At 46.0% G+C, this 23,167-nt stretch carries 16 protein-coding genes; 8 read left to right on the top strand and 8 right to left on the bottom strand.

Features of this window, described 5'->3' with window-relative positions:
• Positions 1-40: 40 nt before the first annotated feature.
• Complete coding sequence (locus AAEO56_RS12180; RefSeq protein WP_341697339.1) at positions 41-5,929, top strand: T9SS type A sorting domain-containing protein; 5,889 nt, start codon at positions 41-43, stop codon at positions 5,927-5,929.
• A gap of 189 nt (positions 5,930-6,118) precedes the next feature.
• On the opposite strand, the gene AAEO56_RS12175 is transcribed toward AAEO56_RS12180, so the two are convergent.
• Both AAEO56_RS12175 and AAEO56_RS12170 read right to left on the bottom strand, forming a co-directional pair.
• Positions 6,119-7,933 (bottom strand): serine hydrolase, encoded by a 1,815-nt coding sequence (locus AAEO56_RS12175; protein WP_341697338.1) that lies wholly within the window; start codon positions 7,931-7,933, stop codon positions 6,119-6,121.
• A gap of 124 nt (positions 7,934-8,057) precedes the next feature.
• The gene (locus AAEO56_RS12170; RefSeq protein ID WP_341697337.1) at positions 8,058-9,293 is read right to left on the bottom strand and encodes a helix-turn-helix domain-containing protein; all 1,236 of its coding nucleotides are present in this window, start codon (positions 9,291-9,293) and stop codon (positions 8,058-8,060) included.
• A 152-nt stretch (positions 9,294-9,445) separates the two neighbouring features.
• Between AAEO56_RS12170 and AAEO56_RS12165 the strand changes: the two genes are divergently transcribed.
• Together AAEO56_RS12165 and AAEO56_RS12160 are read left to right on the top strand one after the other, a co-directional pair.
• Entirely contained in the window at positions 9,446-9,934 is a 489-nt protein-coding gene (locus AAEO56_RS12165; RefSeq protein WP_341697336.1) for a DoxX family protein, read from the top strand.
• Positions 9,931-10,281 (top strand): hypothetical protein, encoded by a 351-nt coding sequence (locus AAEO56_RS12160; RefSeq protein ID WP_341697335.1) that lies wholly within the window; start codon positions 9,931-9,933, stop codon positions 10,279-10,281. The genes AAEO56_RS12165 and AAEO56_RS12160 overlap by 4 nt, the downstream gene beginning before the upstream one ends.
• Positions 10,282-10,378: 97 nt before the next feature.
• Here AAEO56_RS12160 and AAEO56_RS12155 read toward each other — a convergent pair whose 3' ends face one another.
• The 5 genes from AAEO56_RS12155 to AAEO56_RS12135 all read right to left on the bottom strand — a co-directional run bounded on the left by AAEO56_RS12155 (position 10,379) and on the right by AAEO56_RS12135 (position 16,460).
• Positions 10,379-11,770, bottom strand: a complete 1,392-nt coding sequence (locus AAEO56_RS12155) for a TolC family protein (RefSeq protein WP_341697334.1) — start codon at positions 11,768-11,770, stop codon at positions 10,379-10,381.
• Complete coding sequence (locus AAEO56_RS12150; RefSeq protein ID WP_341697333.1) at positions 11,767-13,119, bottom strand: HlyD family secretion protein; 1,353 nt, start codon at positions 13,117-13,119, stop codon at positions 11,767-11,769. Before AAEO56_RS12150 ends, AAEO56_RS12155 begins: the two co-directional genes overlap by 4 nt.
• Entirely contained in the window at positions 13,113-14,783 is a 1,671-nt protein-coding gene (locus tag AAEO56_RS12145) for a peptidase domain-containing ABC transporter (RefSeq protein ID WP_341697332.1), read from the bottom strand. Before AAEO56_RS12145 ends, AAEO56_RS12150 begins: the two co-directional genes overlap by 7 nt.
• Before the next feature lie 4 nt (positions 14,784-14,787).
• Positions 14,788-15,459, bottom strand: a complete 672-nt coding sequence (locus tag AAEO56_RS12140; protein ID WP_341697331.1) for a TetR/AcrR family transcriptional regulator — start codon at positions 15,457-15,459, stop codon at positions 14,788-14,790.
• A gap of 80 nt (positions 15,460-15,539) precedes the next feature.
• Positions 15,540-16,460, bottom strand: coding sequence for a LysR family transcriptional regulator (locus AAEO56_RS12135; protein WP_341697330.1), 921 nt, complete (start codon positions 16,458-16,460; stop codon positions 15,540-15,542).
• A 93-nt stretch (positions 16,461-16,553) separates the two neighbouring features.
• On the opposite strand from AAEO56_RS12135, the gene AAEO56_RS12130 reads away from it, so the two are divergent.
• The 5 genes from AAEO56_RS12130 to AAEO56_RS12110 all read left to right on the top strand — a co-directional run bounded on the left by AAEO56_RS12130 (position 16,554) and on the right by AAEO56_RS12110 (position 21,246).
• The gene (locus AAEO56_RS12130; RefSeq protein WP_341697329.1) at positions 16,554-17,990 is read left to right on the top strand and encodes an NADP-dependent isocitrate dehydrogenase; all 1,437 of its coding nucleotides are present in this window, start codon (positions 16,554-16,556) and stop codon (positions 17,988-17,990) included.
• A 167-nt stretch (positions 17,991-18,157) separates the two neighbouring features.
• Positions 18,158-18,415 (top strand): hypothetical protein, encoded by a 258-nt coding sequence (locus tag AAEO56_RS12125; protein ID WP_341697328.1) that lies wholly within the window; start codon positions 18,158-18,160, stop codon positions 18,413-18,415.
• Positions 18,415-19,251 carry a DUF6671 family protein gene (locus tag AAEO56_RS12120; RefSeq protein WP_341697327.1) on the top strand — a complete coding sequence of 279 codons (837 nt, stop codon included), beginning with the start codon at positions 18,415-18,417 and terminating at the stop codon, positions 19,249-19,251. Before AAEO56_RS12125 ends, AAEO56_RS12120 begins: the two co-directional genes overlap by 1 nt.
• Positions 19,248-20,216 carry an L-threonylcarbamoyladenylate synthase gene (locus AAEO56_RS12115; protein ID WP_341697326.1) on the top strand — a complete coding sequence of 323 codons (969 nt, stop codon included), beginning with the start codon at positions 19,248-19,250 and terminating at the stop codon, positions 20,214-20,216. Before AAEO56_RS12120 ends, AAEO56_RS12115 begins: the two co-directional genes overlap by 4 nt.
• A 73-nt stretch (positions 20,217-20,289) precedes the next feature.
• Positions 20,290-21,246, top strand: a complete 957-nt coding sequence (locus AAEO56_RS12110) for a sodium-dependent bicarbonate transport family permease (protein WP_341697325.1) — start codon at positions 20,290-20,292, stop codon at positions 21,244-21,246.
• Between the two features lie 196 nt (positions 21,247-21,442).
• Here the strand turns inward: AAEO56_RS12110 and AAEO56_RS12105 are convergent, their stop codons facing one another.
• On the bottom strand, positions 21,443-23,026 hold the full coding sequence (locus tag AAEO56_RS12105) for a sensor histidine kinase (RefSeq protein WP_341697418.1): 1,584 nt from the start codon (positions 23,024-23,026) through the stop codon (positions 21,443-21,445).
• Positions 23,027-23,167: the final 141 nt, after the last annotated feature.

The raw sequence follows: 23,167 nt of genomic DNA, 5'->3' as shown, positions 1-23,167 counted from the left end.
ACATTTGCAGGCACAATAAGAATTTAAACCAAAATTTTATATGTTACGGAATTTACTATTACTCTTACTTTGCCTCTGGAATTTTATTTCTTATGCAAATGATGATTGCTCCAATGCGATCTCGCTTACTCCCGGCATCACATGCAGCAACACTACAGGGACTTTTAGCGGAGCGACGATTACCGGTGCCGCGCCCACTTGTGCTACGGAATCCTTACAGGATGTTTGGTATAAATTCACTGCGACCGATGCTACCCATGGTATCTACTTAAATGCTGTTACAGGCCTTAACCACGGGCTTGAGATCAGGCAGGGCGGATGCAACGGCACAGTTGTGGCGTGCAAAAATGATTACTTTGGAGGCAATGGCGAGAGCTACTTTAATAATAACTTTGTCGTTGGGCAGGAGTATTACATCCGTGTATTTAATGCTACAGCGCAATTAACTACGGCATCTTTCACAATATGCATTCAAAAATTCCCAACCCCTGCTAATGACCTTTGTGCCAATGCAACACAGTTAACCCCGGGTACTAGCTGTACTTTTACTACGGGTACATTCAGCGGGTCGCTCAAAGATGGCGGTGTCTCTGCATGTGCCACAAGCGCATCCCAGGATGTGTGGTATAAGTTTACCGCTACCGATGTAACTATGAGTGTAGGTATTGGCCAGACACAAGACCTTAATCATGGTTTCGAGCTTTACCAGGGAGGATGCAACGGCACCCTTATTACCTGTGTTAACAGTTATTCTGAAGGTTGGGGAGAAAATTATTTCAACAATAACTTTATTGTAGGACAGGAATATTATGTTCGGGTTTTAAACGTATCATCTGCGTTGCAGACACGCAACTTCAATATCTGTGTTACCAAATATCCTACACCGGCCAACGACCTTTGTGCCAATGCAACACAGTTAACCCCGGGTACTAGCTGTACTTTTACTACGGGTACATTCAGCGGGTCGCTCAAAGATGGCGGTATCCCTGCCTGTGCCACAAGCGCGTCCCAGGATGTGTGGTATAAGTTTACCGCTACCGATGTAACTATGAGTGTAGGTATTGGCCAGACACAAGACCTTAATCATGGTTTCGAGCTTTACCAGGGAGGATGCAACGGCACCCTTATTACCTGTGTTAACAGTTATTCTGAAGGTTGGGGAGAAAATTATTTCAACAACAATTTTATTGTAGGACAGGAATATTATGTTCGGGTTTTTAACGTATCATCTGCGTTGCAGACACGCAACTTCAATATCTGTGTTACCAAATATCCGACACCGGCCAACGACCTTTGTGCCAATGCAACGCAATTAACCCCGGGTACTAGCTGTACTTTCACTACGGGTACATTCAGCGGGTCGCTCAAAGATGGCGGTGTCCCTGCATGTGCCACAAGCGCATCCCAGGATGTGTGGTATAAATTTACTGCTACCGATGTGACTATGAGTGTAGGTATTGGCCAGATACAAGACCTTAATCATGGCTTCGAGCTTTACCAGGGAGGATGCAACGGCACCCTTATTGCCTGTGTTAACAGTTATTCTGAAGGTTGGGGAGAAAATTATTTCAACAACAATTTTATTGTAGGACAGGAATATTATGTTCGGGTTTTTAACGTATCATCTGCGTTGCAGACACGCAACTTCAATATTTGTGTTACCAAATACCCGACACCTACTAATGACCTTTGCGTCAATGCACAACAGCTGACCCCGGAGCTTACCTGTACAAATACTTCGGGTACATTCAGTGGTGCATCAAAAGATGGCGGCGTACCTGCCTGTGCCACAAGCGCATCCCAGGATGTGTGGTATAAATTTACAGCTACCGACAAGATGATGGAAATTGACGTGGACGGGGCAACCAATGTGAATATCGCTTTCGAGCTTTACCAGGGCGGTTGCAACGGCACGCTGATTTCTTGTCAAAATTTCTATTCCAGTGATAGTGCCGAATATTATTTCGCCAGTAATTTCATAATAGGACAGGAATACTATATACGGGTTATTAACCCATTAAGCTCACTGGATACAAGAAATTTCCAGATATGTATTGTAAAATACCCACCACCGGCAAATGACCTTTGTACTAATGCCATACAGCTGACCCCAGCGCTTACCTGTACAAATACTTCGGGTACCTTTAGCGGGGCGCTGAAAGACGGCGGTGTTCCTTCCTGCGCGCCTAACGCTTCTCAGGATGTTTGGTACAAGTTTACAGCTACTGAAAAGATGATGGAAATTGATGTTGACGGAGCAACCAATGTGAATATCGCTTTCGAGCTTTACCAGGGCGGTTGCAACGGGACGCTGATTTCTTGTCAAAATTTCTATTCCACTGATAGCAGCGAATATTATTTCGCCAGTGATTTTGTTATCGGGCAGGAATACTATGTCCGGGTTATTAACCCATTAAGCTCACTGGATACAAGAAATTTCCAGGTATGTGTTATAAAATACCCACCACCTGCCAACGATCTTTGCGCCAATGCAGTACAGCTTACACCGGGTACAGGGTGCAACTATATAACAGGCACTTTCAGCGGCTCTATGATGGATGGTACCATACCGGCATGCGCCTCGGGAACCCAGCAGGACGTATGGTACAAGTTTACCGCGACAGATGTTACCAACAGCATTACGCTCGATATGATCACCAGCCTGAATCACGGCTTTGAAATTATACAGGGCGGATGTAACGGTACAGTGGTTGCATGTGTAAATTCAGGCGCTGCGGGTGCATTTGAGAGCTACTACAGTAATGATTTTATCCCAGGACAGGAATATTATATAAGAGTATTCAATGCTACCAACATACTTCCTCTCAGTAATTTCAGGATATGCCTTACCAAATATCCAACGCCGGTTAACGACCTCTGCGCGAATGCGACAGAAGTATTCCCCGGAACAACCTGCACTTATGTGGGCGGAACATTCATAGGGTCAACACTTGATGGGCCGGCTGCCTGCCCGGCGGGTACTACGTCGCAGGACATTTGGTACAAGTTTGTGGCTACAGAACAAACTTATAGTATCTATCTTAATCCGGTTTCATTCTTTAACCCAGGTTTCCAGATATTTGAAGGAAGCTGCTCGGGTAACGTAATGGCATGTGTAAACAGTTTTGGCAGCAACACGTCAGAGTACTACATCAATAATAACTTTGTCATAGGGCAAACCTATTATGTCCGTTTTTTCCATAATATGACAGGATATTCATCAGACAATATTTCCTTCTGCATTACAAAATATCCGAAGCCTGTAAATGATACCTGCCAAAACGCAACGCTTTTAACCCAAAACACGACCTGCTCACAGATAGGCGCTACATTTAGCGGTGCAATGTTTGATGGACAGGCAATCTCGTGCGCACCACAGGCCGGCCAGGACGTTTGGTTCAGGTTCATAGCCGAAGGCGCTTCTGCAAACATTTATGTGGGGCCGATGTCAGGACGCGACCTTGGTTTCCAGGTGTTCCAGGGTGGATGCACAGGTACTCCTATTGCTTGTGTCAATAGTGTGGGGGTAAATCTTAGCGAAACGGGAACAGCCTCCGGCCTTACGCAGGGCCAGGAATATTACATCCGGGTATTCAACGTATACCAGGGACTTACAATCGACAACTTTTCTATATGCGTTTACGGGGCGATACAGCCTTGCAACGCTTCGGTTTCCATTGCCGCTTCGGCCACCCAGGTATGCAGTGGCAGCCCGGTAACCTTTACAGCAACACCTGTTAATGGCGGTGGGGCACCACAATACCAATGGAAAGTGAACGGTAACAATGCTGGCACGAACAGCCCTACATTCACCACAAGCACGCTGACTAACGGCGCTGTAGTTACGGTTGTAATGACAAGTAGCGTACTATGCCCGACTACCCCAACTGTTGCCAGTAATGCAATAACCATGACGGTTACCAATCCGGTAACTCCTGCCTTTACACAGGTGGCAGCTATATGTTTAGGGGGATCGTTCACGCTGCCTTCGACTTCAACTAACGGTATCACAGGCACGTGGAGCCCCGCAGTGAATACTACAGCGACTACTACCTATACATTTACGCCAAATGCAGGCCAGTGTGCGGTTAATGCTACGATGACGGTAACTGTAAATAATAATATAGCTCCAACGTTCACGCAGGTGGCGGCAATTTGCCAGGGAGGGTCATTTACGTTGCCGGCAACTTCAAACAATGGCATTACCGGAACCTGGAGCCCGGCGGTGAATAACACAGCTACTACTACCTATACATTTACACCAAACGCAGGCCAGTGTGCGGTTACTGCTACAATGACAGTGACGGTAAATAATAATGTAACACCAACGTTCACCCAGGTTGCAGCTATTTGTCAGGGAGGGTCATTTACATTGCCAACGACTTCTAATAATGGTATTACCGGAACATGGAGCCCGGCTATAAACAATACTGCTACTACGACATATGTATTTATGCCGACTTCAGGTCAATGCGCGGTTTTCACTACAATGACAGTAACGGTAACTCCCGGTACAGTGCCAACCTTTACACAGGTTGCTGCAATTTGCCAAGGAGGCTCGTTTACATTGCCAACAACATCTACTAATGGAGTAACAGGAACATGGAACCCGGCAGTAAACAACAACGCGACTACAACGTATACCTTTACGCCTACAACCGGCCAGTGTGCTACAACGGCTACAATGACGGTAACCGTGAATAATAACGTTGTGTCAATATTCTCACAGGTTGCAGCAATATGCCCTGGTGGTTCATTCACTTTGCCAACGACTTCCAATAATGGAGTTACTGGTACATGGAGCCCGGCAGTGAATAACAATGCTACAACTACTTACACCTTTACGCCAAATGCAGGACAGTGTGCTACTACGGCTACAATGACCGTAACCGTGAATAATAACGTTGTGCCAATATTCTCACAGGTTGCAGCAATATGCCCTGGTGGTTCGTTCACTTTGCCAACGACTTCAACCAATGGAGTAACAGGTACATGGAGCCCTGCAGTAAATAATAACGCAACTACCACGTACACCTTTACGCCAAATGCCGGCCAGTGTGCGACTACGGCTACAATGACGGTAACCGTGAATAATAACGTTGTGCCAATATTCTCACAGGTTGCGGCTATATGTCCTGGTGGTTCGTTTATCTTGCCAACGACTTCCAATAATGGAGTTACTGGTACATGGAGCCCGGCAGTGAATAACAATGCTACAACTACTTACACCTTTACGCCAAATGCAGGACAGTGTGCTACTACGGCTACAATGACCGTAACCGTGAATAATAACGTTGTGCCAATATTCTCACAGGTTGCGGCAATATGCCCTGGTGGTTCGTTTACATTGCCTACTACTTCAACCAATGGAGTGACCGGTACATGGAGCCCTGCGGTAAACAACAACGCGACGACTACGTATACTTTCACTCCAAATGCTGGCCAGTGTGCATCAACTGCAACTATGACGGTGGTAGTAAATTCTGTAAATACAGATGTTACCACTACAGGAGCTACGATTTTTGCATCTGCCACAGGCGCATCCTACCAATGGATCAACTGCGCGACTAACCAGCCAATAAATGGGGCTAACGGTGCATCATTCACAGCAACAGCAAACGGCTCTTATTCCGTCATTGTAACCCAAAACGGATGTAGTGCAACCTCAGAATGTGTTGCGATTACCAATTTAGGCGCGGAGACGTTTGTACAAAAAGGATGGAAAGTATATCCGAATCCTGTAGTCGATCAGTTATTTATTGAGACAGAAGAAGCAACCGAGATCGTAATAACCGATATGACAGGAAAAACGATCAGCAGCCAGGCTTTAAAATCAGGAATTAATACCATTGGCACAGGCGAATTAAGTGCAGGGATGTACTTTATAAAGTCCGCTAGCGGTACGCATGTAAAATTCATTAAGAGATAATTTTCCAAACTTAACAAGAGCCCCTTTTCAAAAGATTAGGGGCTTTTTCTTTTACGGAAATCTTTTTGCATCTTCGTATTTACCATTTTAAGATGGAAGTAATAAATCCTTAACATCTTTCAGATTGCCGATTCATAAATCAATAGAGTTCATATATGTATTTCCCGAAAGGATTAGCTGCTCTATGTATTATTCAGTAGCTTTTAATTTGGCGCTGCATTCCTGCCCCTGCGGATCAAGCCTGCAGGCTTTTTCATAGTGAGCGCGGGCTTCGGCCTTGTTCCCTTTGAGAAGGGACAAGTCACCCAGGCGGAAATACACAATCGGGCTTTCGGGATATAATGCGAGAGCTGACTTAAGGATAGCGCTTATTGCCTCAGGGTCCGGCTTTTTTGAATTTAGCAGTTCGTATGACCAATAGGTAAGCTCATTCTCCGATAGCTTATCGCTAATTATCGCATTTTCTGCCTGTAGATAGTTGCCCGCTGCAATATATTCACGTGCGGTGTATTCTCCATCAGGCATTAGGAGCCAGGCCTGATCGTCGTTTTGGTATTCCGTCCGCAATGCGGAGATGCTGCCGGAACTGCTACGAAGGAAGACACCCTTTATGTTGTAGTCGGTAAATACAATAGCGTCGTTACCGGTTGGGAAACACAATATCTCTTTGCCGCCGTTAATACGTTCTGTAAAATATCCATCCCGCATCCTGATCTCAACTACCTCATTGGGCCCCTTCCTGTAGCGACCGCAGTATTCCTTTAACTGTTCCTCTGTAAGCTGGGCAGGAAACAATCGATCGGGCAAAAATCCGGGCCATTCGTAAGCAGAAGCAATGCTGCGGGCGAGTTCCTTGCCGAAACCGTTAAAATCATCACCAGAATTTAAAAGTATCACAGCACCGCGACCCCCGGCAAGGCTCCCTGTCGCTATGGCTACAAACCCCGCATTTACACCAATATGTTCAAAATATGCAACACGGTCGCCTTTTGTGTCAGAGCGCCGGAACAGAAATGCACCCAGGCCCATTTCTTCAGTGTATTGCCCGCTGCTAATGGTAATTTGTGGTGAGAGCATCTGCTTTATAGTATCGGCTTTTAAATAAGAAGATGTGCCGGCCAGGCTCTTTTCCATTTCAATTATTAGTAACGCCAGGTCTGTAGCAGTGGTATGCAGGCCTGCTGCTGCCTGCTGTGGGTAAACATACACGCCCGGCGTAAACCATGGCGCTTCAGAATAACCTGTAGAAAGCCTCCGGAGATACCGCTTTGCCAATGGCTGTTCAAAAGTACTGCTGTCCATCTTTAGGGGTTTGAAAACATAATGGCGGGCAATCGTTTCGAAGTCCGTCCGGAGTACATCCATAAGCACCATTTGGATAATCATATACCCGCCGCCACTATACCGGAATTCTTTCCCCGGCTCACTATTCACAACGACCCTCCTTGTGCCGCTGACAGGGTCGCCATCGAGGATTTGCCTGACAGACGGCAACGGTGCCTGTCCCTGCCTGAAGCCCCAATAGGAACTCTGGCTCGTCCCGGCTGTGTGGCTGAGAAGCATACGCAGCGTAATGGCGTTACCTTGAGTATAACTGCTTGGTTCTAACTTCCATGTGGTAAGGTATTGGTTAACGTCGGTATCCAGGTCAAGGACTCCTTCGTCTACCAACCGCATTACGATAATCGCTGTCACTAATTTGCTTACCGATCCGGCAGAATAGATGGTTTTATTCGTTGCCGGTATCTTTTGAAGCGTGTCTGAAAATCCATAACTCTTTGCAAAATCAATACGGTAATTGTCTATAACCGCAATGCTCACACCGGGTATTTTATGCACCTTCATCCGCGCGGCAATCGTCCATTCCGGCAATCCTTCCACTGGCACATAAGGCATAAGGCCATACTCTACTTTTTTAATGCGATTTTCGGGGTGAGTTTGCGCCCGGGCCGAACAAATAATGGAAGTTGCCAGGAATAGGATGGCGAGAGCTGATGTTTTCATGCTAAGGTTGCTAAAGGTTGTGGTAAAAGGTTTAATTAATAGGCACATGCGGAATTGTGGTGGCGTGTTTGTACAAATCTAAGCAGGGATATTCAAACAAAGCGCCCCTATTATAATATGAACCCTATTTCACTTCGGGGAGTGATGCAATGAAATCTTTTGGAGAAAGCCCTGTCTGCTTTTTGAAAGCGCGGTTAAAGGTAGTCTTGCTGTTAAAGCCGCAGTCGTAAGCAAGGCCCAGTATGGTGCTTCGCCTATGTGCACCTTCAGTAAGCAGGGCAATTACAGCTCTAACGCGATAGCCGTTTATAAAGTCGTTGAAATTAATGCCGCTTCCTTTGTTGATGATACGGCTAAGTACCGGAACGCTCAGCTGAAGCATCGCCGCAAGCTGGGGTAGGGATAGTTCGGGATCTTCATAACATTTTCCAGATTGCATCACTGCATTGATCTTCTCCAGCCATTCGGGGTAGTCTTCCGGCAAAGCGTCGATTTCCGGTTCCTGCAAATCCTGTGGCTCTGCAAGCAAAACGCTTTCTGTTAAACCATTTGCGAGCCTTTTGTTTCCTTTAGCCAAAAGAATCCTGCCCGTCGAGCGCAATGTCCACCTTTCTATGTAAACCTTTGACCTGACTGCATTCGAATAGCCCGCAATGGCTACATAATAGCTAAAAACCGAGAAGAACAGGAAATGCCACCAGCTGTCCAGGAAATTTACCCTGAAGAAAAGCCCGTATATGGCAACTACGCACCAGCTTATAAGTGTCCCAAGCACCGCAATGAGGAAATTCCGGACATAGGAGAATGAAAAAGCATCCGCATTGCTGAGGAAATTGAGTACTATCTTCCTGTAGCTGATATAGAACCGGAGTGCCGCAATAAAATAAATAATCATACTGATAAAGCCGCTTATCTGGTACCAGTCGTCAAAATCACGGTCCCTTTCATCTGCCAGAAAATAATACCCGCCAAAGACCAGCTTATCATAAACCACTATAAATATAGCGTAGATAAGATACAATACTGATGGTATGAAATGGACAAGGTACTTTTTCCGGAACCTGAAGCCGGGGTTGAGCAGGCTCAGTACATAGAAAAGGATGACCGGCCCCAACAGGTAGAGGTGCTGGAACGGTACATAAAAAAGGATATCCCTGAAGGGTTGTTTCGAGTACCATCCGGCAAAGCCCAACATCCATGGGCATACATAAAGGAACGTAAGCATAAGCAACAGCGCAAGCCAGAAGTCGGATGCGTGCCTGTCTGCCAGGTACCTGCGCAGGCATAACCCCGAATATACCAAGAGATGCGCCAGGAAAACCAGCAGCAGCGAACTGTGAAGCCCGAAATCAAATTGCATAGGAGTCTGCTTAAATTGTGGAAGGTTTGAGTTTTCCGGTTTAAAGATATTGAAATATGGCTCATATTCATAAAATTAAGTAGCGACCATATTATAATTCGGTGCTTCACTGTGTTGCAATGCAGCTACTTTAGCCAAAAATATCATACACTATGCAATTATTACGACGACTAACAGTACCTGTTACGCTTCCGCACTGGAGACAGGATGTCCTCCTTGCAATGCCAAGGCTGGTTTGCGGCTATTTTATGGCTTTTGATTTCGGCGCACAAAAATTCGGTATGCCCTGGTCTGACCCCGACCTGAATCTTGGTTTTTTTGAGATTGCGTTTTGGTTCCCCAACGATGTGGCGCAATTTGGCGAACCGTTTGCACTTTTTCCGGCATTTTTTGCCTGGATGGGAGGATTCAGCGAAGCAGTGGGCGGCTTGCTGCTGCTTGCGGGCCTTCAGACAAGGATAGCATCGCTGCTTATATGTAGTACCATGCTTGTTGCTGCTTTTTTCCAGCAGATGCAAAACGGCTATTGGAGCATGCTGCCTGCGCTCGGGTTTTCTTTTGTCACACTATACACCATGGTACTGGGCAGCGGCAGGTTTGGCATTGACTATCTTCTAACTAAACGCAATAAAAAATCATGAAAAAAATAATGCTGTTACTCATCACTTTACTGCTGTACTCCTGCGTGCAGGAAACAAGGCAGCAAGTTGTCACCTTTACCATAGACACGAAAGGAATACCCCCGGGGAGTTCAGTAGCTGTAAGGGGCGGCGATAAGCCATTAAGCTGGGAGCAGGACTACCCACTTGTATACGATAGTGTTTCGGGAACGTACAAAGCCACGGTACAAATAGCTACAGGCTACCTTTTTACAGAATATAAATACGTGGTCAATGGAACGTTTGAGCTTGCAAATGAAGAAAACCGAAGGGCAATATTTTCAGCAGACGGCAATACGGTCCTCAATGACAAATACAATGTTCGGTAAACAGGCCAGCCAGGGCACTGTAACCTGTAAACCGGGACTTTAAAGTTTCCTGTTACTGTTATCGTCTTTTGTAACAGCAGTAGTTTCGAAGGTAAAATTATTGCGGATTACTAAGTACCCTGAACAGGCCAGCAAGCGATGCCAGCAGCCTGTTTTCCGTATTTATTTCGGCGAGCCTGCTGCTTACAACATTATTTTCCCGGGAATTGATAAGGAATAGCGAACTCTCCCCAAATGTAAATAACCTCTCTTCTGATGATAGCATGGCGGAGTAGTCCCTTACCAGTTCTGCTGTCGTTTTTTGCTGTTGGATCAGCGTTTCTATTTCAGCCTGGTGGGCAAGGATCTTGTTCTTTAACGCGACGCGCTCAAAATCCAGGTCCAGCAACCCGTCCTGAATTTTCAGTTTTGCAAGCTTCAGGGCGCCACGCTCTTTACGGAGGAATAACGGAAAGCTGAAATTAAGGCCTATCTTATAATCTTCAAACCGGTAATTGGTAAAGTAATCCGGTTCAGAAAGATAGTTATAGCTTACATCTGCCTGGGGCAGCAGCATATTTGCCTTATAACTGCGCTCAATTTCAAGCAGTCCAATCTTGCTTTGCAACGCCTGTATTTTAGGATGGCTCTCTATCACTGATGATGCAGTGGTTTTTAAGTTGATGTTAAAGCTGGCATCAACGCTGTTCCTGACATTTTTTTCCGGGATCAAGGTTTCGGCCAACTCTACGGGAACATTATCTATCCAAAGGAAGTTGGACAACTCGAGCCTGGACTTTGTAAGCTTTAGCCTGGCCTCGGTAAGGTTGAGTTTCCGGGTCTTAACCAGGATTCCTGCTTCTATGCTGTCAATTGCAGCCTTGTCGCCGGCCTCAATAAGCTTTGTTATACCATTGTAACGCACCTGGGCATAGTCAAGATAGGTTTCGTATAGCTGTGCTTCATCAAAAGCTCTTTTCCAGTTAAAGTAGGCAAGTGCAGCCTCATGTATGGCTTCGGTTGCCTGTATTTTTTGCTCGGCAGCGCTAAGCTGGAGGCGCACCTTTGCCATCCGCACATCGGCCATTCGCTTATTTATGAACAGCCCCTGGCCTAAAGGTACCGATATACCTGCTGAGGTAAGGCCGCTGTTTGGCGTAGTGTTTTGAGGATTTACATAGATACCTTCGCTGTTATCAAACGCAGCCTTGATTTCAATTCCATACCACGTCGGTATCTTAAAGGAGCTGTTTAGCAGCGAATAGTAATTTTTATTATTAAAATTTTTCTCATTATAATCGACCTCTATCTTCGGGTCGAATCCGCCTCGGGCAGCCATCAGCTCCGCTTCCGCGCTGCTCACCAGCAGTCCTGACTGTCTTACAAGCGGATGGTATTTCTTTACGTATCCTATGTATTCGCTAAAGCTGAGCTCACCCGGCAAAAATGACTGAGCAGCAGCTATATAGCCGTAGAACAGCAATATGATTATAAAAGCCCTCGTTTTCATTTTTCTTTAGAATTTTCATTTTTTGGTTCAGCCTGGTAATAATTGGGTGGAAAACCATTGAGGGTTCTCCATATCTCGAACCATATTGGCACGGTATCGAGAAGGGCTATGGTTTGTACACCGGCACCAATACTGAGCTGTTTAGGCCATGAAGCCTCATTCTTATCCGGCGCAATGAGCACCCTGTATTTGCCGTTAGGGCTGATGAAATTTTCGATAGCCACAATCCGGCCTCCAAATGTACCGTAAGACATGCCCGGCCACCCCGAGAAAACGATTGTAGGCCAGCCGTCAAACCATACCCGCACTTCGTCGCCTCTTTTCAGGAGAGGGAGATCGATGGGCTTTACGTAGGTCTCCACGGCAATTTCATAGCTGGCGGGCATTATGCTCACAACAGAAGTACCCTCTTTTATAGTTTCGCCAATACCTGACTGGAGGGCGCGGTTAACATAGCCACTTTGCGGCGCTTTAATATAGTACATGCCATTGCGTATGCTGTAATTCACATACTGGTTCTCGAGCTTGGATACCTGCGCTTCGGTGTCGAACTGGCTGCTCAGCGCAGTAAATTTGTCGCTGCTTGATTTTGCAATTTTTTCATTGTACTCTGCTGTAAGCCTGCCGATTTCCACTCGCGCATTAATAAGCTCATTTTTAGCGGTAAGCAGCTTGTTTTCCTGTGTAATTATCTTAGCCTGCGCATCCTGTAGCTTGAGCCTCTTTTCCTCAACATCAGTAAGGGGCTTAAGGCCGTCCTTGTTGAGTTGCGTTGAGCGGTCAAACTGGGTAGTAGCAATCCTCAGTTGGGTCTTTACCGCTTCAAGATCAATGCTGTCGCTTTTAACTTTAAGCCGTGCCTGTCTTATTTTGTTATTAGCCTGCTGGATTTTAAGTGTCAGCTCATTGGAGAGTGCCGCCATTTGGGACTCCAGCGATTTCACTTTGCTGTCATACGATTCAAGCGAGCTTTTTTTGGCGTCTACCTGCTGTTTGGTATTATTTACAAGGTTAGGGTCAAAGTAATCTTCCTTAACTTCCGAAATGAAAAGGATCGTGTCGCCCTTCTCTACAAAATCGCCCTCTTTTACATACCATTTTTCTATACGGCCCGCTATAGCGGTGTGGATCGTCTGTGGACGCTGGTTTGGCTTTAGGGTAGTGACGGCACCGCTTCCGGATACGTTTTGTGTCCAGGGAAGGAAAAGCACCAGTACCGCCAACAGGCATAATCCTATAATTATCCTGTTGAGTATTTTATAATGCGGCCTGTTGGCAAGCTGCTTCACGGTGCTGAATTGCTCTACCGATTCTATTCTTGCTTTTTTATTATTTGATATATTTAGCATGGCGTTTGGTATTGGTCGTTGACTATCTTGCCGTTTTCCATTATGATCTGCCTGGTTGCCCTGGACTCCCAATGTATATTGGCAGAGGAAACGACAACGGTCCACGGGTTTTTACCTGAAAATATAAATTTTATAATTGCCTCTGCGGCATCTTTATCCATACGGTCGGTAGGATCTTCGTAAAACAAAATAGAGGGCCTGTGCACGATACTGCGGGCCAGCAGTATTTTTTGTGCATTAGACGAAGAGAGCTGCCGTCCCTCGGGGTAAATTTTAGTGTCAAGGCCGTCGGGAAGTGACTTAATGTAATCCGTCAGTTGTACTGCATCGAGCGCCCATCGCACGTCAGCAATTCCTATCGCGGGATTATTAAAGGTAATATTCTCACGTATTGTCCCTTCAAAAGGAGTTTCACCCTGAACAATGCAGCCTATCCGTGCACGGTAGGAGGAAGGGTCGATTTTTACAAGGGAATCATCGTTTATGGAAAGCGCGCCCGATGTAGGCTGGAGCAATCCTGAAAGCACCCGTATCAATGTGGTTTTTCCAGCGCCGTTATTGCCCTGTAGCAATATTTTCTCACCGGGGGTAATCCGGAGGTTCACGTTTCTGAGTATGTCTTTATCTCCGCCGGGAAAGCGAAAACGAACGTTTTCTGCAGCCAGTGTCATTTCGCTTCCTTCCGGCAGTGCCTCAATATTCTGTTCGTCATCAATGTCCATATCGGCAACCTGCCCGATTTTTTCTATCGATGTGAGCACATCGTAAAAGCTCTCCAGACCTAGAATAATTTTTTCAACGGAATTAATTACCAACAGGATAATAATTTCGGCAGCGACAAACTGCCCAATGTTCATTTGCTGGTTAAGTACAAGGAATCCGCCGATCAAAAGAAGTCCCGAAGTAATAATCAGCTTAAAGATAATTAGCTGTATGAACTGTCGCTGAATAATATTAAAGTGCTTTTCGCGATAATTAAGGTAGCCGTTTACAAGCGTATTATTTTTTTCAAGCGCAAAATTAAAGTTCAGCGTTGTGCGGAATGATGAACTGTTCCTGGCGATTTCCTGAAGCCAGTCTGCTGCCTTATATTTATATTTCGACTCGCTGAGGCTTGTGTCCAGGCCGGGCTGGTAAGAAAATTTGAAAATCAGGTACAAAAGTGCAATCAGCAGTATTCCAAACAGGATAAAGAAAGGATGGTATAAGGATAGCAGGATTATGCCAAAACTGATCTGGAGCAATGCAGAAGAAAAATCAATCAGCAGTTTTGAAACACCCTTTTGAATGGACATGGTATCAAAGAACCTGTTGGCAAGTTCGGGGGGATATACATTGCTGTAAAGCTCACCAAACTTTATCTTGGGAAGCCGATAGGCAAATTCGAAAGAAGCGCGCACAAAAATTTTCTGCTGGAGGTTCTCAGTGATACGCAGCTGCATCAGGGACAGGAGGCCTACAAGCCCAACTCCCGCTACAACTACAACGATCAGCACTATCCATGACACACTTACCTTTCCGCTTTGGATAAAATTGATGATCGCCTGGATACCCAAAGGAAGCGATAGGCTGATCAGCCCTGCGAAAAGCGCATAGAAGAATATCTGGTAGACATCTTTCCTGTCAACCTTCAGTAAGCTGAAGAATCGTTTTGCTGGGGTCATAAAACTATTTATTTAATGAGTTTATAAGATAAAGATAAAAATCTGTAGGGCTTACCTTTTCGTTGCAGTCTGTTATTGTCTTAAAATGATCTTTTATAAAATGCTGGTGGAGTGAGCCTTCTACAATGCTTGAGGCAAAAGATCTCGGATACGGAAAATCAGGATTCAAATCTGCGATCATGGCTACAATACGGTTGATGATCTGCTTGTATATCAAAAAGAACCCTTCTTTATTTTCCTCGTCTACTTCCTTGGTCAAAAAAGTTTTGGTAAACTCTGCTATGATAATCCGGTTCAGGATCGATTCATCAATGTAGCTCGTACTCTCATCATCCTCTATTTTTTCTGTAACGAGGGTAACTGCCTGGCGCAGCTTTTCTTCAGGGTCTGAGATATTCGCAGTAGCGAATACGATCCTGTATTCCATCCAGCTCCAGTACCAGGAGGAAAGGTACACCAGCAGCTTGTGCTTATTCTCGAAATACCTGTAAAGGGAACTTTCATTAGAGCCGATGCGTTCGCCAAGCTTTTTAAATGTAAAGTTGTCAAACCCAATCTCATCTATAAGGATTATGCTTTCCTGAACGATCCTCCGGCCCAGTTCTGAGGTTTCAGGGTCTTTCAGGTAAATTTTTGGGTTAACCTGGATTTTAAGGTTCGAAAGTAAATTTTTCACATTATTCAATTTACTTGCAAATATAATAGTGTTACTATTGTTTTGGGGATTATTAGTTTTATTTAACATTTGTTAAATCACTAATACCTTTCGTACCAAGAAAACCCGGAATCAATAATATGCGATTTTTGTTCCTTCAAATGTTCCAGATAGGCTATTGCTACAGGGGAATGCTTTTTGCCTTTAAGCCAGATAAGGCTCCACATTGTAGTAATTGGCAGCCCCCTGACCGGTATGATTTGCAGGTCGCCGTTAAACAATTCATTCTTAAGTCCTATCAGCGGCATTATTGAATAGCCCATACCCGAGATCACAGCCTGTTTTACGGCTTCATTCGATGTAAGCTCCATTTTCTTGATGTGCGGGATCTCGTTTCGGGCCAGGAATTCGGACATCGTTTGCCGCGTACCGGATCCTTCTTCCCGGAAGATCAGCGGCAGGTCACTGAATATGTCCAGCGAAGCCACATTATCAAAGGTGCGTGAGGTGTTGCCCACCAGGTGCAGCCTGTTCTTTAAGAGGTCGAGTTTTTCAATTTCCATCTTCGCCGGCAATACGGATACCAGTGCAAAATCTACCTCGTTGTTATTAAGGCTTTGCAGTACTTCGCGCTTATTGGTAACATCCATCACCAGGTCTACCGCCGGGTTGGTTTTAAGGAAAGCGGAGAGAAAATAAGGCATTACGTATTTGCCGGTCGATACCACCGATATTTTTAACCTTCCCGATAGCTGGCCTTTGTAGGCAGCGGTTTTGTAATTAATGGCATGCACCTGTTCGAGTATCGCCTCTGCGGCTAATGCAACTTCCTTTCCAAAAGCGGTTATGTAGATTTTTCTTCCTATGATCTCAGTCAGGGGAATATCGAATTGGGATTGGAAGTTTTTAAGCTGTATCGAGACGGCAGGCTGGGTGAGGTGAAGTTCTTCAGCCGCTTTTGTGATGCTTTGGGTTTGCGATACCTTTAGGAAAATCTGTAACTGGTGCAGTGTGTAATTCATAAATAATTTTTATGTATTTCATTTCAAATATAAATAAAAATATATGAATACGTCAAAATACCTTTGTCCTGTAAATCATTTAAAAAACTTTTTATGAAAAAAATCACTGTAGCAAAAGGCGATGGCATAGGGCCGGAAATTATGGATGCGACACTTTCAGTTATTATGGCGGCAGGAGCGCGGATTGAGGTGGAAGAGATCGAAATTGGGGAGAATGTTTACCTGAGCGGCAATACGGCAGGTATTGCCAGGGAATCGTGGGACGTAATACGTCGCAACAAGGTTTTCCTAAAGGCCCCGATCACGACCCCTCAGGGCGGCGGCTATAAAAGCCTGAATGTAACTACGCGCAAATTCCTCGGATTGTATGCCAATGTAAGGCCATGCATAAGCCTGCATCCTTTTGTTCAGACCAAGCATCCTATTATGGATGTTGTTATAATAAGGGAAAACGAGGAGGATCTCTATGCCGGTATCGAACACCAGCAGACCGATGAGGTTGTGCAGTGCCTGAAGCTTATAAGCAGGCCGGGCTGCGAAAAGATCATTCGCTATGCTTTTGAATATGCCAGGCAGTACGGCAGGAAAAAAGTTACCTGCTTTACCAAGGATAATATAATGAAGCAAACCGATGGGCTTTTCCACAAGGTATTTGATGAAATTGCTGCAGAATATCCCGAAATTGAAAATGAGCACTGGATCATCGATATCGGCGCTGCAAAAATGGCCGATACCCCGGAGGCTTTTGATGTCATTGTGATGCCTAACCTTTACGGTGATATACTCTCGGATGTAGCTGCCCAGATAGCCGGTTCTGTTGGCCTGGCAGGTTCGTCGAATATTGGTTCAGAGTGCGCTATGTTCGAAGCAATCCATGGCTCGGCTCCGCGCAGGGCAGGGCAGAACATGGCCAACCCATCCGGGCTGCTCCAGGGTGCGGTGATGATGCTTACCCACATTGGGCAGACTGATGTGGCAGAGAAAGTACAGAATGCCTGGCTAAAGACCATAGAGGACGGTATCCATACCTACGACCTTTATAAGGAGGGCATAAGCACACAGCTGGCAGGGACCAAAGAATTTGCGCAGGCGGTTATCGCTAACCTCGGGCAGCAGCCCGCGACGCTGCCAAAGGTAAATTATGCCAAAGATAAAGCGATTGTAATGCCGGAATACAGGCGGAAGGCTCCTGCGGCGAAAGAACTTTGCGGTGTTGACCTGTTCCTGCACTGGACTGGTTCGGATGCCGATGAGCTTGCCGGTAGGGTAAAAACTATTGAGCAGGAGGGCGTACACCTCACCATGATAACCAACAGGGGTATAAAGGTATGGCCGGAAGGCTTCAGCGAGACGTTTTGCACCGACCATTGGCGCTGCCGCTTTAAGCTAGCTGATGGCACAACACTGGCCAAAGCCACGATAATTAAACTATTAGAACTGGCAGAAAAAAGCGGACTGGATGTAATCAAAACTGAAAACCTGTATAGATTCGATGGAAAAGATGCATACTCGCTCGGGCAGGGCCAATAGGGGATTTGCCCCCGGCAGGCAGCTAAAGGCAGCCGGTGCTCTGGTTGTTATCATAGGGACAGCTGTATTGCTGTCCCTCCCTTCGGGGAATGTCCCGGATGCAGGAAGCCTGGTTGCGTGCCTTGTGATTTTATGCTGTTGTTTAATAAATAAATACCATTTGAAAAATGTCAAAATTTAAGCTTATCGAGGGCGCCTTTACTGCAGCTGAGGCCAAAGAGGTCATACTCGCCCTTTTAGAATACAAGATCAACTTCCACAACAGGGAAAGTTTTCGCAGCGAGATACGTAATGGCCATACTGATGACCGCTCCCTAAAACGAAAAGAGCAGCTGTTAAAAACGAGAGAGGAATTCATGGAACAAATTTCGGCAATGGATCCTGCTGCCACGGTTACCATTACCGCAGATATAATGATGAAGTGATGTTTAAGGGCCGTAAATTACTAATTGTTACCAAGCACGGTAAGGAGCAGGTCATTGCCCCACTGGCAGAGAAGGCTCTCGGCGTAACATGTACTGTAGCACATGCCTATGATACTGATTATCTTGGCACTTTTACCGGAGAAATTCAGAGGCATGGTGACGCACTGGCTACCCTGCGGCGCAAGTGCGATCAAGGGATGGCCTTATACGGATATGACCTCGCCATTGCAAGCGAAGGGTCGTTCGGTCCCCACCCTACGCTGTTTATAGCCCCAGGAGACGATGAACTGATAATGTTGAAAGACCTGGTGAATGGCGTAGAAATACTAGCACGCGAACTTACCCTGGATACAAACTTCAGCGGATCGCTGATCACAAATTTAGAGGAACTTGAAACCTTTCTCGTTCAGGCTAAATTTCCGGGCCATGCGGTGATAATCCGAAAATCTGAAGATAGCACCCGGGGAATGGTTAAAGGTGTCAACGACCCTGAGTTGATGGCAAAGCTGGGACAGAAGTACCTGAACGATTACGGTAGTTTTTTTATTGAAACCGACATGCGCGCTATGCACAACCCCAGCCGTATGCAGGCCATTGCCAGGGCAGCAGATAAACTTTTCGCTAAGGCGCTATCCCTTTGCCCCTCCTGTAGCACGCCGGGTTTTAGCATTACGGACATACGGCCGGGACTTCCCTGTAGTGCATGCAGGTTTCCTACAGCATCGGCGCTAAGCCATATCTATTGCTGCGTGAAATGCGGCTTTAGCACGGAAACGAAGTACCCTAACGGAAAAGAGGCAGAAGAACCGATGTATTGCGATATGTGTAACCCATGAGAAAAACTATTTTAACCACTAACATACCGGAAGCGGCACGCCGGCTGCTCGACGGTGAAGTAATAGGAATGCCCACAGAAACTGTCTATGGGCTTGCCGGCATTATTAATTCGGACACTGCGATCAGCAATATTTTTAAAGTTAAAGGCCGCCCCGCCGACAATCCGTTAATTGTGCATATTGCCGGCCTGTCGCAACTGGATGATGTAGCGGCAGAGGTACCGGAGTTAGCAAGGCAGCTATCGCGGGCATTTTGGCCGGGGCCATTGACCATGCTTCTCAAAAAGCGAAGTACCGTTCCGGACGTAGTTACGGCAGGGCTGGAAACCGTGGCCGTGCGAATGCCCGCCCATCCGGCAGCATTGGCTTTGCTATCCATTGTCGGTGAGCCCGTTGCCGCACCCAGCGCCAATCCTTTTGGCGCAATCAGCCCAAGCGAAGCAGCCCACGTGCTTAAATATTTCGACGGAAAAATCCCCCTGATCCTGGACGGTGGCCCCTCCATAGTAGGCATTGAATCGACAATTGTAGGATTCGAAGGCACTGATGTTGTGGTGTACAGGCATGGAAGCATCACTGCGGGGCAAATAATGGCTGTAACCGGTGCTACCTTCATTGACAGGCATTCAGGCGCAGCAAAAGTTGCCCCCGGTATGTATCCAAGGCATTATGCCCCCGCAACACCGCTCGTTTTTTCCAATGACCTCCAAAAGCTGGCGGAACAGCATAAAGGTAAGAAGATAGGAGTGTTATATTATGGCGAATTCTTTATAAACAACGCTGTTACGATATCCTGCTCATTAAGCCCTTCCGCTGATATGGATGAGGTTGCTGCCAACTTGTATGGTACGCTCCACAGGTTGGACGGATTAGGGCTTGACCTTATCATAGTACAGGAATTCCCCGCGGAAGGTGTTGGCGCGGCACTTAATGACAAGTTGAAACGAGCGTCGTGGCAATTGTAATATTAAAATTATACTCAGGGCCGCCACAGGCCGTATCTGCTTTCACTAACCATAAATTTAAAAATATATTTCGATGAATCTTGACCTGCTTATTGAAAATCTGACTAATCCCGCCCTGCTTTTCTTTGTACTGGGCATCATAGCCGTTTATGTGAGGAGTGACCTAGAAATTCCGGCGAATTCCTCTAAGTTCATATCCCTGTACCTGCTTTTTGCAATAGGCTTTAAGGGAGGGCAGGAGTTATCTCATGAAGCCCTTACGGCAGAGATACTCTGGTCAATGGCTTTTGGCCTGGCGATGGCCGTGGTGATACCGGTGTACCTTTTCTTTATACTGAAACAAAAATTCAAGGTTGCCGATTCGGGTGCCATTGCGGCAGCATACGGTTCGGTAAGTGCCGTTACATTCGTAACGGCTGCAACATTTTTAGAAATGAAAGGAATGGCCCTGAGTGGCCACATGGTGGCAATAATGGCCCTGATGGAATCGCCGGCTATTATTGCAGGGCTTCTCCTGATATCGTTGTTTAGCCAAAAGGAAGGTACATCCGGTACAAAGGATGTGCTGCGCCATTCGCTTACCAACGGCAGCGTGTTGCTGATATTGGGAAGCCTTTGCATCGGTTACGTTGCAAGCGCGGAACAAGCACAGGGTATCAAACCTTTTACAACAGACCTTTTTAAAGGTTTTCTGGCCATATTTTTACTGGATATGGGCATTACAAGCGGTAAAAAGCTCAGCGCCCTGTTTAGGGAAGGATGGTTCCCTTTTGCCTTCGGTATTGTGATGCCGCTAATCAATGGCACTGCCGCTGCTTATTTAAGCAATGCAGTTACTGACGATGTTTCCTGCAGGTTTATTTTCGGGGTGCTCGCGGCAAGCGCATCCTACATCGCTGTCCCCGCCGCAATGAAAATTGCCGCGCCTCAGGCAAATCCCGGCCTTTACCTGCCGATGGCTTTGGGGGTAACTTTCCCGGTAAATATAACCATCGGGATGCCATTATATTTTGCTGCTGCATCGCTATAATTATGAACCGTTTAAAAGAGCAGCATTTGAAATACTGCTGTATAAATTAGAGAAAGCGGCAATTGCCGCTTTCATCACTATAGGAAATAACGATAGCCGGGAGCATAATCGCTACTAAAAATTACATTATCACTTACTTTCTGCGGCGGTCACTAAGGCTTCGTCTTCCTGGCCCGGGATTTAAACCTTACCTGCACTATGGGCGCTTAGGGATAGCAACCGTGATCGTTGTACCACGGCCCGGCTCTGAGTCTACCGAAATTGTTCCCTTGTGCTTTTCTACAACTCTTTTGCTGATGGCGAGCCCGAGGCCTGTACCATCCATATCTGCCTGAAGCCTTGTAAAAACTTTAAATATGGCATCCTGATGCTTATGCGGTATGCCTATGCCATTATCAGTAACGGAAATCAGGATGTGTCCCGCAGATTCTTCAGTTGCTATGGTTACAACTGCCACCTCGCTGGAATTGTACTTTATACCGTTAGCCACAAGATTCTGCAGCAACTGCGTCATTAGCAATTCATCGGCAATTACAGTATGGTTGATATGAGACTGCAACGCTACTTTTTGCGCAGGGTATACGTCTGTTATTGTACTTCTTATTATATCGATAATCCCATTCAGGTCTACTTCTGCCAACTGGGCATTTTTAGAATTTACCTTTGAGTATGTCAAAAGGGTTTCTATAAGGTTTCGCATACGCTGTCCGGCGCTTACTGCCTTGCTTATATAGCCTATGGATTTTTCATCCAGTACAGCCTGGTTCCTTTGGGAGAGCATGTCCATATACATAGTCATGCTGCGCAATGGAGCCTGCAGGTCGTGGGACGCAAAGCCGGCAAACTGTTCCAGGTCTGAATTGCTTTGCAACAGGCTTTCGTTTGCAATGCGCAGTTCTTCGGTCCTGTCGGCTACCTTCCTTTCTAGGATTTCTTCGTTTTTCTTATGCTGTTCTATATTTGTCGCGGTCCCGATCCAGCAGATCACTTCGCCTGTTTCTCCCATTTGCGGCACAGCGCGTGTAAGATGCCAGTAATAGAGGCCGTCAGCTGATAATATCCGGTTTTCTACCTCAAACTGCACCTTGTTTTTCAAAGCATCATTCCATCGCTCTACCGTATGTTCCCTGTCATCAGGATGCAGGATTTCAGACCAGCGCCAGCCCTCAAGTTCATCAAAGGCCTTGCCTGTAAACTCCTGGGTGCGTTTATTAAAGTAATCCATGGTGCCGTCAGGTTTGGCCGTCCATACTATTTGCGGCATAACATCTGCCATGAACCTCATTTTTTCGATTGTTTCATGAAGCTCCGAAGTACGTAGCGCCACCTCGCGTTCGAGTTCCTTTGCTGAACGTAGTTGTAGTGCCTGCGGAATGATCCTGTAAAGAGATAGTATCGTAACCCAGGAAATGATGGCCGTTACAAAACGTGCAAATGCGCTTACCCGGTATATAGGTAGCCAAAAGATTACAGCATCGATGAGGTGTGTGAGGCCACAGGCTAAAATAAATGCACCAAAGAGCCAAAAAATCTTAGGGAAAGGAAGGTCTTTGCGCTTCCTTACGAAACGCAGCAAAATTAGCGGAATGGCAAAGTAAGCTGCCCATATAGCTACGTCGGATACTATATACAGCCATCCGTGAAACTCGCTCCACCTGCCACAATGCCAGCGTGGCGGGAAGGCTCCGGTATCAAAAAACTTTTCAAGAAATTCCAGTATCTCTTCCATCTTAATCTCTTCAGCATGTACTGAAAGCCACATGACCGCCAGTAAAGTCATCACGAATTTAATAACAAATTACTCATTTTCAGATGTATTATCCTGCTTTAACGATTGTTAATCCCGAAATACAGAATTATATTTGAAATCACCACTTTAAGGCTCATATTCAGCAATATCGCTATGTAATTAACCTATATC

The organism is Flavobacterium arundinis (assembly GCF_038289855.1).
Classification (GTDB): domain Bacteria; phylum Bacteroidota; class Bacteroidia; order Flavobacteriales; family Flavobacteriaceae; genus Flavobacterium; species Flavobacterium arundinis.
Note: the sequence above shows the minus strand (reverse complement) of the source record. Positions and strands in the feature narration are given on the sequence as shown.

Excerpts from the sequence above, each read along its gene's own strand:
- AAEO56_RS12180 (WP_341697339.1), top strand. The coding sequence starts at position 41 with ATGTTACGGAATTTACTATTACTCTTACTTTGCCTCTGGAATTTTATT.
- AAEO56_RS12175 (WP_341697338.1), bottom strand. The coding sequence starts at position 7,933 with ATGAAAACATCAGCTCTCGCCATCCTATTCCTGGCAACTTCCATTATT.
- AAEO56_RS12170 (WP_341697337.1), bottom strand. The coding sequence starts at position 9,293 with ATGCAATTTGATTTCGGGCTTCACAGTTCGCTGCTGCTGGTTTTCCTG.
- AAEO56_RS12165 (WP_341697336.1), top strand. The coding sequence starts at position 9,446 with ATGCAATTATTACGACGACTAACAGTACCTGTTACGCTTCCGCACTGG.
- AAEO56_RS12160 (WP_341697335.1), top strand. The coding sequence starts at position 9,931 with ATGAAAAAAATAATGCTGTTACTCATCACTTTACTGCTGTACTCCTGC.
- AAEO56_RS12155 (WP_341697334.1), bottom strand. The coding sequence starts at position 11,770 with ATGAAAACGAGGGCTTTTATAATCATATTGCTGTTCTACGGCTATATA.
- AAEO56_RS12150 (WP_341697333.1), bottom strand. The coding sequence starts at position 13,119 with ATGCTAAATATATCAAATAATAAAAAAGCAAGAATAGAATCGGTAGAG.
- AAEO56_RS12145 (WP_341697332.1), bottom strand. The coding sequence starts at position 14,783 with ATGACCCCAGCAAAACGATTCTTCAGCTTACTGAAGGTTGACAGGAAA.
- AAEO56_RS12135 (WP_341697330.1), bottom strand. The coding sequence starts at position 16,460 with ATGAATTACACACTGCACCAGTTACAGATTTTCCTAAAGGTATCGCAA.
- AAEO56_RS12130 (WP_341697329.1), top strand. The coding sequence starts at position 16,554 with ATGAAAAAAATCACTGTAGCAAAAGGCGATGGCATAGGGCCGGAAATT.
- AAEO56_RS12125 (WP_341697328.1), top strand. The coding sequence starts at position 18,158 with ATGTCAAAATTTAAGCTTATCGAGGGCGCCTTTACTGCAGCTGAGGCC.
- AAEO56_RS12120 (WP_341697327.1), top strand. The coding sequence starts at position 18,415 with ATGTTTAAGGGCCGTAAATTACTAATTGTTACCAAGCACGGTAAGGAG.
- AAEO56_RS12115 (WP_341697326.1), top strand. The coding sequence starts at position 19,248 with ATGAGAAAAACTATTTTAACCACTAACATACCGGAAGCGGCACGCCGG.
- AAEO56_RS12110 (WP_341697325.1), top strand. The coding sequence starts at position 20,290 with ATGAATCTTGACCTGCTTATTGAAAATCTGACTAATCCCGCCCTGCTT.
- AAEO56_RS12105 (WP_341697418.1), bottom strand. The coding sequence starts at position 23,026 with ATGACTTTACTGGCGGTCATGTGGCTTTCAGTACATGCTGAAGAGATT.